The organism is Sphingobium phenoxybenzoativorans, from assembly GCF_001757355.1.
Classification (GTDB): domain Bacteria; phylum Pseudomonadota; class Alphaproteobacteria; order Sphingomonadales; family Sphingomonadaceae; genus Sphingobium; species Sphingobium phenoxybenzoativorans.
Genome location: NZ_MINO01000022.1, coordinates 22,516 through 35,542 on the forward strand (window position 1 = coordinate 22,516; position 13,027 = coordinate 35,542).

12 protein-coding genes are annotated in these 13,027 nt (G+C 60.6%); 8 read left to right on the top strand and 4 right to left on the bottom strand.

Annotated elements, in window-relative coordinates; translation table 11 throughout:
• Positions 1-48 precede the first annotated feature (48 nt).
• Genes BHQ40_RS25095 through BHQ40_RS12430 form a run of 6 tightly spaced genes read left to right on the top strand, consistent with a single transcriptional unit; the run spans position 49 to position 7,086 of the window.
• Positions 49-996 (top strand): Eco29kI family restriction endonuclease, encoded by a 948-nt coding sequence (locus BHQ40_RS25095; protein ID WP_139139294.1) that lies wholly within the window; start codon positions 49-51, stop codon positions 994-996.
• On the top strand, positions 980-1,435 hold the full coding sequence (locus tag BHQ40_RS12410; RefSeq protein WP_279331687.1) for a very short patch repair endonuclease: 456 nt from the start codon (positions 980-982) through the stop codon (positions 1,433-1,435). Before BHQ40_RS25095 ends, BHQ40_RS12410 begins: the two co-directional genes overlap by 17 nt.
• On the top strand, positions 1,432-3,753 hold the full coding sequence (locus BHQ40_RS12415; protein ID WP_024588035.1) for an ATP-binding protein: 2,322 nt from the start codon (positions 1,432-1,434) through the stop codon (positions 3,751-3,753). Before BHQ40_RS12410 ends, BHQ40_RS12415 begins: the two co-directional genes overlap by 4 nt.
• Positions 3,753-5,426, top strand: a complete 1,674-nt coding sequence (locus tag BHQ40_RS12420) for a DEAD/DEAH box helicase family protein (RefSeq protein WP_024588036.1) — start codon at positions 3,753-3,755, stop codon at positions 5,424-5,426. Before BHQ40_RS12415 ends, BHQ40_RS12420 begins: the two co-directional genes overlap by 1 nt.
• Positions 5,423-5,950, top strand: a complete 528-nt coding sequence (locus tag BHQ40_RS12425) for a hypothetical protein (protein ID WP_024588037.1) — start codon at positions 5,423-5,425, stop codon at positions 5,948-5,950. The genes BHQ40_RS12420 and BHQ40_RS12425 overlap by 4 nt, the downstream gene beginning before the upstream one ends.
• Positions 5,951-5,955: 5 nt before the next feature.
• Positions 5,956-7,086: a PIN-like domain-containing protein gene (locus tag BHQ40_RS12430; RefSeq protein WP_024588038.1), complete on the top strand. Its 1,131-nt coding sequence runs from the start codon at positions 5,956-5,958 to the stop codon at positions 7,084-7,086.
• On the opposite strand, the gene BHQ40_RS12435 is transcribed toward BHQ40_RS12430, so the two are convergent.
• The 3 genes from BHQ40_RS12435 to BHQ40_RS12445 form a co-directional block, all read right to left on the bottom strand.
• Positions 7,087-7,659 (bottom strand): DUF6088 family protein, encoded by a 573-nt coding sequence (locus BHQ40_RS12435; RefSeq protein WP_024588039.1) that lies wholly within the window; start codon positions 7,657-7,659, stop codon positions 7,087-7,089.
• 115 nt (positions 7,660-7,774) lie between these two features.
• A complete protein-coding gene (locus BHQ40_RS12440; RefSeq protein WP_024588040.1) occupies positions 7,775-9,136 on the bottom strand; it encodes a tyrosine-type recombinase/integrase in 1,362 nt (453 codons plus the stop codon).
• 287 nt (positions 9,137-9,423) lie between these two features.
• Positions 9,424-9,990 carry a DUF1993 domain-containing protein gene (locus BHQ40_RS12445; RefSeq protein ID WP_070156201.1) on the bottom strand — a complete coding sequence of 189 codons (567 nt, stop codon included), beginning with the start codon at positions 9,988-9,990 and terminating at the stop codon, positions 9,424-9,426.
• 222 nt (positions 9,991-10,212) lie between these two features.
• Between BHQ40_RS12445 and cobO the strand changes: the two genes are divergently transcribed.
• Complete coding sequence (gene cobO, locus BHQ40_RS12450) at positions 10,213-10,821, top strand: cob(I)yrinic acid a,c-diamide adenosyltransferase (RefSeq protein WP_070156213.1); 609 nt, start codon at positions 10,213-10,215, stop codon at positions 10,819-10,821.
• Positions 10,822-10,977: 156 nt separating this feature from the next.
• The gene (locus BHQ40_RS12455) at positions 10,978-11,997 is read left to right on the top strand and encodes a methyl-accepting chemotaxis protein (protein ID WP_070156202.1); all 1,020 of its coding nucleotides are present in this window, start codon (positions 10,978-10,980) and stop codon (positions 11,995-11,997) included.
• 8 nt (positions 11,998-12,005) lie between these two features.
• Here BHQ40_RS12455 and BHQ40_RS12460 read toward each other — a convergent pair whose 3' ends face one another.
• Positions 12,006-12,989, bottom strand: a complete 984-nt coding sequence (locus tag BHQ40_RS12460; RefSeq protein WP_070156203.1) for a YihY/virulence factor BrkB family protein — start codon at positions 12,987-12,989, stop codon at positions 12,006-12,008.
• Positions 12,990-13,027: the final 38 nt, after the last annotated feature.

Here is a 13,027-nt window from a genome sequence, read left to right on the forward strand (position 1 = left end):
AGTCGCGACCAGAAGACCTCGTGTCGGCATACCGAAGAGGGATGAAGGATGGCGCTCGCACCTGATCGCGCTGCGATTAAGGCACTCGAGGATGCGTTAAGCGCGGTGCTAGCTGCTGCTGGCGAGAATCCGCCACAAGCCGTGGTAAGGCGTATACGAGAGGGCCTCGCCTCGCATGCGGCGGCTCTCGAAGCTGCAAGATCGGCCACCGATCCAATTCGGATGCCGAGAGCAACGTTTGATCCGGCCGATCCAAAGGCCATCGGGCGCATGGTCTCAATCGCCCTTCTCGCTCAGCCTATGATTCCGCTCGCCGATGTCCGCACAGCGTATGGCTCCGGCGTGTACGCGATCTACTATCGCGGCGAGCATCCACTTTATGCGGGCATCTCTGGGTCGGAAACACCAATCTACGTCGGCAAAGCCGATCCTGCCAATGACGATGCAAGCACTACCCGTGAACAGGGTGCAAAGCTGACCGCGCGCCTGCTGGAGCATGCGGGCACCATTGGTACGGCCGAGGCCTACACCGATCGACTGCCAGAACATCTCTCACCCATCAGACTGGCGGATTTTCGATGTAGGCGTTTGGTATGCGCGACGAACGCGCAACTCGTGGCTGAAAAGCATCTGATCCGCACGTTCTGGCCGATCTGGAATGCCGAGACGAAAGCGTGCTGGGGCATGAGCAAGCACGGCGATGCGGCGTCCACACGCGCCAACAAGCGCTCACCTTGGGACGTGGTCCACCCTGGCCGCGCCTGGGCAATGGATGAACGACTGGTCGATTCACTCAGTCCCACCGAAATTGAAGGCCGCATCCAGAGCACCTTGCAGCGTGTGCCCGCGCGGTTGGATCATGCGGCGCTCTTGGAAGAGATGCTGGAAGGGTTCCGCCAAGACGACCTAGTTAGCCGAGAGAGTGAGGAACCTCCAGTCGGTGAGGAAGCAGCTGGGCCAGCGCCCGACGAGGCTGGTGGTGCGGAAGACGAATGAAACAGACAAGGCCAGAAGCGCTCAAATGGCGCTTATCAAGGCGCGGGACACAAAACCTGAGCTGAAGGTCCGGCGCGCGATGCATGCGGCTGGCTTACGCTACCGACTTCACGCGAAGGATTTACCTGGCCGGCCTGATTTGGTGTTTCGTTCACGGCGTATCGCGGTTTTCGTGCATGGCTGTTTTTGGCACCAACATCCGGATCCCGCCTGCAAGCTAGCGCGAATGCCAAAGTCAAAGCTTGACTTTTGGAGGCCTAAACTAGTGGGCAATCGCGAACGGGATTTGAGAACGCGCGGCGAGCTGGAGGCGCGTGGCTGGTATGTCCTGGAGGTTTGGGAATGCCGGACGGGTGCCGATGATTTGGACGCTCTGGCGAGCAAGATAAAGAGCGCGCAGAGCGCGTTGCCGCTACGAAGGGGGAACGAGATAGAATGAGCCAGGAATTCGATCTGACGCCGGACCCCCGCGTCCTGCAGATGCTGGGTGAGATCAACCTTCCTCAATGGCGGTGCCTCGCGGAGCTAATCGACAACTCTATCGACGGGTTCGTCCACGCGACGCGATCTGGTGACCCCATCGACGCGCCAGAGATTAGCGTCGCGCTACCGACCGCCGATAACGAGAACGCGCGCGTCACTGTCAGGGACAATGGCCCGGGGATGTCGTTTGAGTCTTTGGAAAACGCCGTTCGAGCTGGCTGGTCTGGCAACGATCCATTGTCGAATCTCGGCCTCTTTGGAATGGGCTTCAACATCGCGACGGCTCGGCTGGGCCTAGTGACCGAGGTTTGGACTAGTCGCGCCGGCGATCCCGAGGAGGTCGGCGTGCGTATCGACCTTGATGAGCTGCGCACGACCCGTAGCTTCAAGGTCCCCCGCCAGACACGCGCCAAGCCGGATCACAACGCGCATGGGACAACGATTGTAATAAGCCGGTTGAAGCCGGATCAGCGTGCATACTTGGCGCGAGGCAACAATCAGAAAACGGTGCGCAAGCACGTCGCGCGAGCGTACTCCTCGCTGCTCGGTCAATCAGAGGCCGGCAAGATCCGCCTGATGGTGGGAAGCACGCGCTTGGCGCCGAGGCGTCACTGCGTTTGGGGTGAGGATCGCACGGTTTCGTTTCCAGATGGCACCGTCGCCCGGGCGGTGGAGCACATTGACTTCAAGCTCGCGCCGCGTCGTTACTGCATCCACTGCATGAGAACGCTCGCGGCGGCCGAGGAAACCTGCCCGACGGGGAGCCCGAGCTGCGAGGTGGTCGAGGCTGAGCGCCGGGTCCACGGTTGGATCGGCCTCCAACGCTATCTTCACAACACTGAGTTCGGTCTGGATTTCATCCGAAACGGGCGCAAGATCGAGATCGCGAATAAGGATTTGTTCGAATGGAGCGACGGCGACACGGCTGAAGTGGAATATCCCACCGACGATCAGCGAGGACGCGGTCGGTTTGTTGGCGAGATACATATTGATCACTGCCGCGTAAGTTACACCAAAGACCGCTTCGAGCGGGACGATCCCGCATGGAGTGAAATGTTGCGCGTCGTTCGTGGTGACGGGCCGCTCCGGCCTATCGTCGCCAAGCAACGGGGTTATGCTGGCAACGACAGCCCGCTTTACAAGCTCTACCAGACTTTCCGTCGGTCTAGCCCTCAAGGAAAAAACGGGCTGTGGTCACGTGTCTTGGTCGTGAAGGATAACGACCGTGCCCAGCAGATGGCAAACCTCTTCGAGGAGGATGATCCTGACTATCTGACAGACGAGCGCTGGTGGCAGCTCGTACTTGAGCAGGATAAAGAAGTCTTGGGTGAGAAACCGGCCGAGGGAGGCGATGCGCTCTTGCCGCCGGGCTTCGTAGATGAGCCGCCTGCGGGTGATCCGGAAGACACCACAACGACCGCACCGCCCCCGCCGCAACCCGAGCCGCCAGCGCCGCCGCGTCGGCAAATCCACGAGCTATCCCGTAAGTATGTGCATCCGACTTTTAGGGTCGAGTATGAGATTCAAGCCTATGGGGTCGCCAGCAATGACCCTGATCTTCCGGCCGGTCTCCCTTGGGTTCTAAAACTTGATGACGTCGCAACCAGGACTTACGGTTTTTTGGTCGACGTGAGCCATGATGTCTTTCGTTCTACCACGATGACCCCGCTTGACGGACTTCTCACCGAGCTCACTCATCGTACGGTCGAGTTCCTAAAGGGGCAGGCGCAAGATCCCTCAGTCGCTGGCGTACTCGCCGATTTTCGTAAGCTGTATTGCCTAAATAGCCGACTCGATCCTCAGGAGATCATCACGCTGGCGACGTCCGTCCTCAGCGACATGGCACGCGCTATCCCCACCCTTGTCGCGGACGGACAGGGCGAGGCAATGTTCAATGAACTCGAGAGCGCTGAACGCGATGCCGTCGCCCGCCGAATGGCCAATCGAGGCGTACCTGATCATAAGGCCTTAATCGCGGATGGGCGTTTCTGGGATTATGCGGACCCGGAATCCCTGAGAGAACTTTTTGCCAGACACCCTGAGCTGTTCCTGGACGGCAAGTATTGGGACGACGCTTACGGGAGCTTAGATTTCGGCAGTGACGTGATCTCCGAACAAGCCCGTTCGGCGGTGCGCTCACGATACGACGCGTATCTCAGCGATGCCGTGTGGCTCGCCAATCAATCGCCGGCCGATATTGAGCGTGCGAGCCGAGATGCGGTGATCCGAGCGAGCTGCTCCGTGAGGCTGTTAAAATCCGACGTGTCCGACTGATGCGCGAGCCCTTCCTCGACGCGGAGCGATTGTTAAAGGGGCCGTGGCAAGCCTTTGAGCGGGACGTTGCAAGGCTCCTTGTTTGCAACGGGTTCGAGGATGTGCGGCTGGTCGCGGGTTCCGGCGATCACGGCGCGGACGTGCTCGGTGTCAAGAATGGAGAGCTTTGGGTAATCCAGTGCAAGTTTACCACCGGCGGCTACCCGTCGGCGAGCGCGGTGAACGAGGTCGGAGAGGCCGCGCGGTTCTATAAAGCGGACCGCATCTATGTAGCGTCCAGCAGGAGAGCCGGTCCCGCCACACACGATGCCATTAAGCGCTGGAAGGCGCTCGGGATTGAGATTGGGGTCCTAGAACCAGCGATGCTTCTTGAGCTCGCTCGGAAAAGTCCTGAGTACTCGGTGCATCGAAGAGAGCTGCGCGACTATCAGGACGAGGCAGTCGAGAATTTCGTGGCGTCGCTCCGCGAGACCGGCCGAGCTCAGGTTGTCTTGGCCACAGGCCTGGGAAAGACCGTCGTTTTGGCGGAAAGCGTCGCGCAACTGTTTCGAGATGAGGCGATTCCTACGGGGCGAGCGCTGGTGCTCGCAGGCACACGTGAACTCGTCGATCAGCTACAACGCTCGTTCTGGGATCAACTTCCGAAGTGGATCAGGACACATCGTCTAATGGGCGGTGAGAGCCCAAGCCATTGGGCTGGTATCACCTTCGCGACCATCCAGTCCGCTGTGTCGAGGCTTGAGGAACTCCCTGACTTCGGCTTGGTGCTTATCGACGAGGCTCATCATGTTGGCTCGGAGACCTTCCGACGCGTCACGGACCATCTCTCCGAAGCGATGATTGGCGGTGTTACGGCCACGCCATGGCGCGGGGACGGATACGATATCGACGAACTCCTTGGACCTCCGGTGTTGAAAATTGGGATCGCCGAGGGCTTGAAACGAGGATTTCTATGCGAGGCAGACTACAGGCTCCTCGCTGATAACATCGACTGGGAACTCGTTCGCTCCCAATCGCGCAACCGCTACTCACTCAGTCAACTGAATCGCCTGTTGCTGCTTCCTACACGCGATGAGGAGGCGGCGCGCGCTATCCGTGAGACGTTCGATGCTGAGCGCCGGCGGTCGGCCATCGTGTTCTGCTCTTCGGTGCATCATGCCAACAGTTTCGCGGCCACGTTGCGCTTGTTCGGTTTCCGGGCTGAGCCCATCACCGGTGAGATGAGCGCCCGCGAGCGTGATAAAGTGATGGCGGCCTTTCGCAAAGGAAGCCTTGACGTCGTAACGACGCGCGATCTCTTCAACGAGGGCGTCGATGTGCCTGACGTCGACATGATCGCGTTCATGCGCGTGACCCACAGCCGTCGAATCTTCGTGCAGCAACTTGGGCGCGGCCTAAGGATCAGCCCCAAGAAAACTAAAGTGGTTGTACTCGATTTCGTGAGCGACTTGCGGCGCATCGCAGAGGTCGTGGAGCTTGAGAAGGCCGCGCGGGGTGACCTCGAGCGTCTTCGCCTGCCGGGCATGGTGCACTTCCGTGACGAGGGCGCTGGGAGTTTCATGCTTGAGTGGATGCGGGACCAGGCCGACCTGTTCATGCGCGAGGGCGATCCCACGTTGGAGTTGCCGGCCTTTGACTTTCCCCAACCGCATAACCGGGGAACCGTGCAATGATGATGCCCGAGGACATACGAGATGGCCTGCGGGACAAGCTGTGGGGCGCGGCGGATGATTTGGGCTGGGCCTCGCTCAACGATGCGGAGCGGTCTCGGTTTTATGAAAAGTGGACCAAGGATCCGACCATTGGCGGGCAGTTGGCGCACTTCATGGACCCGAGAAAAGTACGGGTCTACATCAAGGATTCCCTGATCAAGCCATATGAGCGTGCGCGGCTGCTCGCGAGCGAACCCGAGATCTGGCGCGCGCTCGACATGACGGCGCCGACCGAGGCGGCAGAAACATTCATCAAGCCACACGGCTGCCGCTTAGAAGATGGTCGCGTCATCTGCTGGGGCAAGAGCCGGGATTGGAAACTCGTCATCATGGCCGTCTTCGAGCGAGGAAAATCTCGTCATGAGGGCAAGCCGTTTGGCGCGGTGCTTCTGGAGACAGGAAAGACGCCGGACGAAGCGACACGCAATCTCGTCAGAGATGCCGCCACCCGCCTCGGGGTCGAGAAACTCGCCTGGTTGGACTGAATCATATGCGTGACAATTTTCCAGGATGGTACCCAAAGACGCCGGAGCACATCGCGAAGCTCTGGGATACCGCAGTGTTCGTTCCCGACGCGAACGTCCTCCTTCATTGCCTCCGGCACACGACCGTCGTGCGAGATGAACTGCTACGTCTTTTCGAAGCGCTCGGCGACGCTTTGTGGATCCCATATCAAGTCGGCCTCGAATTTCATCGCAATCGCCTGGACGTCGAGTTCGGCGCCCTGGATGCCTATGACGCGCTGATCAAAGATCAAGAGGCGAACATCGACAAAGCGCGCGAACGTCTCCGCCAACTGCGCGCGCATCCGACGATAGACGTGCAGAAGGAACTGGCCGCGCTCGATATGTTTGTATCGGACTTCAAGGGGCGCATGGAGGCTGCACGTGATGCCCATCCCTCTGTTGGGGCCGAAGGAGTCTTAGAGAAACTGACCTCGCTCCTTGGGCATCGGATTGGAGATAAGTGGCCGTCGGAGAGACTTGCTGCGCTGAAGAAGGAGGGCGAAGATCGTTACTCCAAGAAAATACCGCCGGGTTACAAGGACCAGAAGAAGGACGCGGGAGAATACGACAAATTCGGCGATCTCATCATCTGGAAGGACATGATCGCCAAGGCGAAAGCCGACAATCGGCCTGTGATCTTCATTTCCGATGACGCGAAGGAGGACTGGTGGTGGATACACCGCGGGCGGAAAATGGGTGCTCGCCCGGAGCTGATTGAGGAGTTTCGCTCGCAGGCCGGCGAGGATTTTCACATTTATGAGTTCAGTCAGTTCCTGCGTTTCGCAGCTGATCGGTTCCCCGATATCAAGCCCAACGTCGCGCGGGTCGAGGAAAGCATTCTCGCCGACGAGAAGGCTCGCCGGCGGCAGGATGACGCAGCAGCGGCGCTGGAACGTGACGCGACACTGCGCACCTTCGAAGATGAGCGTGACCACATCGTGGGTATACTGTCAGGGGCTCCGGGCGGCATCGGGACTGTGTCAGGTGATCGCGCGGCGATGAGGGCACGGCTTGACGAACTGAATAGACAAATCAAGTCGATGTCCGAAGTGGCATTACAAAACGGTCAGGACGTCGACGGAGACCTTGGCGGTGACACAGTGCATAAGCCTTGATTAAAGAAGCGCGATGGCAGCGAGCGTTGTCCTCATCCACGCTGGTGCCTGGATCGCCGCATAGGCCAGTGTCTTCTTATCGGGTGCCGAAAGCCGGCTCGCCGCGACGCTCGCGACGTCCGCCGCTCGGAGGGGGCCGACATGCCGAAGCGCCTGGATCACCGTCCCGGCGGGGCTGCCTGGCGCGATAAGATGTTTGGGCGAGGCGTGGCGAAGATCCACGACGCGCGTTCCTAGGACCACGCGACGCGATGGGCCGTCGGTCAGATAAGTGCTTTGTGCCGGGACTTGGGTTGAAAGGCCGAGCGCGTTCGCCGCACGCGCTCCGGCGATCTGCACCCGCAAGCCGGTCTCTCGCGCAAGAGCGAGTGCAACCTCGTCGGGTGCGGGTGACAACGCCCCGAGTTTCGGGTGTAGCTTCGGAAAGTCGTAGAGCCCACGCGCAAGCCGGCGGAGCTGTCCGGCCGTCACTAACCGGGAGAGTGCTTGATCAACAGAGGAGCGGGTGGCAACTGTGAGGAAGTCGCTAGGCGTGAAGACGCTGCCACGTCCGCTAGCGCGGACGCGCTTCATAACCCGCTCGGGGACTGAGGCGTTTAGCGTCTTCACCTGTCAGAAAATGAGGCAAGTTTTTCTGACATGCAAGTAGCGGCATTCCCGGCAGAATTCCACCGCCACTTGCTGAGCGTTATGCAGCGGCTCGCTGTTCGTCATTCGCCGTGCCGACGGCGTCCGCTGCCGTAGCCTGCTGTAAGAAGCGTGCGAGCGCTGCGCGGCGCGACTCCCGATCTACGGCATATGCCGTCTGCTTGAATTCAATGCCGTCCAGGAGGCCCTGGATGTAGCCAGAGATGGTGTCGGCGGCCATGATCAGTGCCGTGTCGAGCGTGTGTATGTAGTTGCTGGTGACGGAACCCTTCGAATGTCCAACCAGAGCAGCGATGGTGACCTCCGTAAAACCAAGATCATTTGCGATGCTGGCGAAGCTATGTCGCAGGACATGAGGCGTGATGTCGGCGAGCGGCGTACCGTCGAATATCTGCTCCCAATGGTTCGGCAAGCTTCCGAAAGCGTTATCATCTCCTTGTCCCGGGAAGACGTAGGTGCCTGCTCTCGTTTTCCGGCGCTTCTCGAGATACTCCACGACGGGCAGGCCGATTGGGCGGATAGATCTCCCCTCTTTGCTGTCCGTCAGTCGCAGGCAGCTTGAATCGGTATCGGCTTCGGCCCAAGTCAGAGTGACCATTTCGGTTCGGCGGCAGCCCGTGAGCGCAAGTTGGCGGATCAAATCGACCGAAACCTCATATTTCTCGTTCTCGACCGCCTTAGCGAGCAACTGGCCAAGCACGCGATATTCGGTCTCGCTGAGCCTCCGAGCGCGGACGCTGTCCTTCGGTCGCCGCACACCGTGTGCAGGGTTCACTTCGATAATGCCAGCATCCACGGCGTAGGTGAGAATTCCGCCGAACAAGCCGATCGTACGGGTAGCCGTCCCGGCTCCGCCCTTGACGATCGATTTTCCTCGCAGCTTCTTCGTCTTGGCAACGAGTCGCGTCTTGCCCGCCATGATGTCCTTCATGGCCTTGTTGACTTCGGCCTTGGTCAGATCCTTCACCCGTCGGGAACCGAGCAAGGGGACGATGTGCCGGTGGATTCGGCCAATGTCCGAGGCGATCGTGCCTGGCTTCTTGGGGCGCCCGCCTTTTCCGAGAATGAGGCCGGCGTTCAGGTCGGCGAGGTAGAGGTCGCACAGCTCTTTGACCGTGATCGCCCTGTTGTCGAGCTGCTTCTCTTCTGCCGGGTCTTCGCCTTTAGCGATACGCCCCAGTTGCACCTTCGCTTCCTGGCGGGCCCGCTCGGGCGTCCAGACGCCGTGCAGGCCAATCGTGAAGCGTCTCGATCGCTTGCCGAGCCGATACTGAATGACGTAGCTGCGCTTGCCGGAGGCGAACACTCTGAGGCCGAAACCGGGCAGCTCGTCGTCCCAAATGACGTAATCTTTTTCGCGACTATGTGTGGCGTCGACGACCCGTTTAGTGAGCTTAGGCATGGGCTTCCTCCGACCCTACCGTTTCCTCTCGCGTAAGCACCACGTAAGCATGCGGGCGAAAACTGTGGCGGGGAGAAGAGTAGCTTCGGCGGAGAAGAAATTCAAATTGTTTAGCGTTTACAGGGAGATAGGCGGACATTGGCGGCTCCTTGCGCTTTTTGGCGGAGCTAGCCATATTCCCTCCGAAGGCAGAGGCCAGAGGTTCGAATCCTCTCGGGTGCGCCATTTTCAACCGTTGAAAAACGCCTCCAGCTCTGGCTGGCCCCGTCCCGCCGGAATCAGGCCGTTCATTGCGCGGGCATTGTGCCGGGGCGCAAATAGGCGAACATGTGGGTGACATAGTCGGCCTTGCCCAGATCGACCCCCTGGTTCCGCAGGATCGCGTAAGCGGTCATGATGTGAAAATAAAATTGGGGCACCGCCCAGTCGCGCACATAGTGTCCGGCCGACAGATCGAAAATCATGCCCGCCGGAAGCGCGTGCGCAATCGGCCTTTCCGGGTCCGGGTCGAACGCACCGGAGGCCAGCGATTCCACCAGCGCGAGGGTCTCGCCGATCCTAGCCTGCGCGTCGGCGAGCGATCCCGGTTGCGCGGCGGCATTTCGCCCTTCGTTCAGCAGAATGTCGATCGAGGGCGGAAACGGCTCCCCTTTCAGCCGGAACATGCCCTCCTGCGCCTGCACGCACGCAAAGCGGATCTGCGTCGACAAAGGAAACATGTCGGGCGCAAGACGCGCGGAAAGCAGCGCCTCCGCCCTGCCGCCCGGCATCTGCGCCTCCGCCTTGCCAAGCCAGCCCGACAGCGCTTTCAGCATCTGCAGATAGGTCGGGATAAGAATGTCCGTAAGCGCCATGACGGCCCCTTTTCTAACCAGAAAACAAGCCGATCCCGCCTGCTCACGCGGCTCTATAGGTTTTGCGGGGAGCCTGCGCCAGAGATACGCAATCGGCGCGAGGGCCGGTTTGCGTTTGCGCCGGACGGCCATGCGGCTTGTCCGGCCGCGTGAACGCGGCCTATGGAAATTCCGGCCAAAGGGAGCGGGCGTCCCGTTCGCGAAATTTTCAGGAGCATGATCGTGGCGGAACGTACGGAGGCGCAGCATACCGAAAAGATGAAGAAAAGGCAGGCCGCGCATAACCGCATCGTTGCCTCCAAGACCGTCGAGAAAGGGTTGCTGATTGTTCATACCGGCCCCGGCAAGGGCAAGACCAGCGCCGCGCTGGGCATGGCGGTCCGGGCGATAGGTCATGGCAAGAAAGTCGGCGTGGTGCAGTTTGTGAAGGGCGCGATGCAGACCGGTGAAAAGGCCGTGTTTGACCGTTTCCCCGACCTGATCGAGTTCAAGCCGATGGGTGAGGGCTTCACCTGGGACACGCAGGACCGCGCCCGCGACATCGCCGTTGCCCGCCTCGCCTGGGAGGAGGTGAAGCGGATGATCGCCGACACAAGCTATGCGATGGTGATAGCCGATGAACTCAATATCGTCCTGCGCTACGATTATCTTCCGCTGGACGAGGTGATCGAAGCGCTGGCGGCCAAACCGGCCATGACCCATGTCATTGTGACCGGGCGCAACGCCCCGCAGGCGCTGATCGACATGGCGGATCTGGTGACGGAGATGACGCTGGTCAAACACCCGTTCCGCGACCAGGGGGTGAAGGCGCAGGCGGGCATAGAATTTTGACCTCCAGCCCGCTGATTTCGCCGATCGATGCGAAATCGAAACAAATTGAGTCGCAGGGGCGCAAAGCGGCTTAGGGTTAGCATCATATTAACCTTAAGTTTCTAGCGATTCCGGGGTGTATGAACTCGGTCATGCACATCCGATCGGGTCCCACACGTGCAAGACGACATATTGAAACTGGCGTTCGAAGTGCATCGCGCCACCGAAGAAAAGATCGATGTCATCGACGCACTGACGCGGCGCACCAAGACGCTGGCGCTCAATGCCCGGATCGAGGCGGCGCGCGCGGGACAACAGGGCGCGGCCTTTGCCGTGGTCGCACAGGAAATGTCGGATTTCGCCAGCGAGGTCGCGCATCTCGCCACAGAGCTTCGCAGCGTCATCGCATCAAACATCACACAGATCGAAACCGCCGGGGAGAAGATGGTGCTGGACTTTCGCGGGGCGCGCTACGCCGACCTGTCAAGGAATGTCGTCGAGATCATCGACCGCAACCTGTATGAGCGGTCCTGCGACGTGCGCTGGTGGGCGACCGACAGCGCAGTGGTGGACGTGGCGTCCGGCCTGACGGACAATGACGCCGCGCGCGAGCGCGCCAATGAGCGGCTGGCGACGATCTTGCGATCCTATACCGTCTATCTCGACCTTTGGGTGGCGGACATTAACGGCCGGGTGATCGCGCAGGGCCGCGGCAACCGCTATCCCGGCATCATCGGCAAGGATGTGTCCCAGAGCCTGTGGTTCAACAAGGCGTTGCAGACCACGTCGGGAGACGCCTTCGCCGTGTGCGACATTGCCCGCGAACCTTTGTTGGAGGACGCCGCCGTCGCAACCTATTCCACGGCGATCCGCGCGGGCGGCGAAGTGCTGGGGGAGCCGATCGGCGCGCTCGGCATCTTTTTCGACTGGGAGCCGCAGGCGCAGTCCGTCGTCCGCGACGTCGCCCTGACCGAAGAAGAACGGCGCGCCTGCCGGGTCATGCTGCTGAATTCCAATTTCCAGGTCATCGCTTCGTCGGACGGCAAGGGATTGCTGACCGAACGCTATCCGCTGGACATTATCCAGCCGCAGCGCGGTTTCTATCGCCAGCGCGACAAGCTGATATCCTACGCCCTGACGCCGGGATATGAAACCTATCACGGCCTTGGCTGGTATGGCTGCATCGAAAGCCGCTGATACCGCCGTCAGGACGCCGCTTCGCCCGCTGTGAGCGCGGCGCTCATATCCGCGACCACCGCGCCACGTTGACCCATCGGCCGTTCCCGCCCTGTCGTCGTGTCGCGCGCCGTCTGCCGCTCCGCCTCCGCATTGACCAGCGCGCCAAGCAACGTGGCGTAAGCCGACACATATAGCCACATGAGCAGCACGACCACCGCGCCCAGCGACCCATAGGTCACGTCATAATCCCCGAAACGCGCGGCGTAGAAGCCAAAGCCCAATGTCGCTGAAAGCCACAACAGGGTCGCCAGCACCGATCCGACGCTGAGCCATGACCAGCGCGCATCCGCGCGATCCGGGGCGAAGCGGTACATGGCCGCCATCGTCATGCAGCAGAGCGCGCCCGCCGCTATCCAGGTCGCCGCGCGGACGACCCCCGTGGCGACCGGCCCTATGCCCCCGATCAAATCCTGCGCATAACCGAGCATGGTCGCGGAGAGGACGCCGATAATCCCGATCATGATCGCCCCGACAATCAACACAGCGGAGGTCAGGGTGCCCTTTATCAATCCCCTGCGATCCTGTTCCTCGTAGATCACATTGAGCGCCGTGATCAGCGCGCCCGAAGCGCGGGTCGCGCCATAGATGGACACGGCAAGCGCCACCAGCAGACCAATCCCCTTCTTGCCCGCCGCTGCGGTCGTAAGATTGGTAAGCTGTTCATAGATCAGCCGCGCTGCGTCGGCCGGGACCAGTTCTATGATCATCCGCATATGATTGGCGACGATCGCCGGGTCGGCGATCAACCCATAGCTCATCAACAGCGCGCCAAGCAGGGGCACGAAAGACAGGAAGGCATAGAAGGCGACGCCCGCCGACATCAGCCCGACATTATGCCGGCCGATATTCGTCCAGACCCGTTTGAGGATCGACCACCAGGCGCGCGCCGAAAGCTGGGCCGGGGACTCCGCCTCCGCCCCATGCCGATGTCCCTCCATATCGTGCTGCATGCATGCCTCCTGAAAGGAGAACGCATGCCGGGGCGACA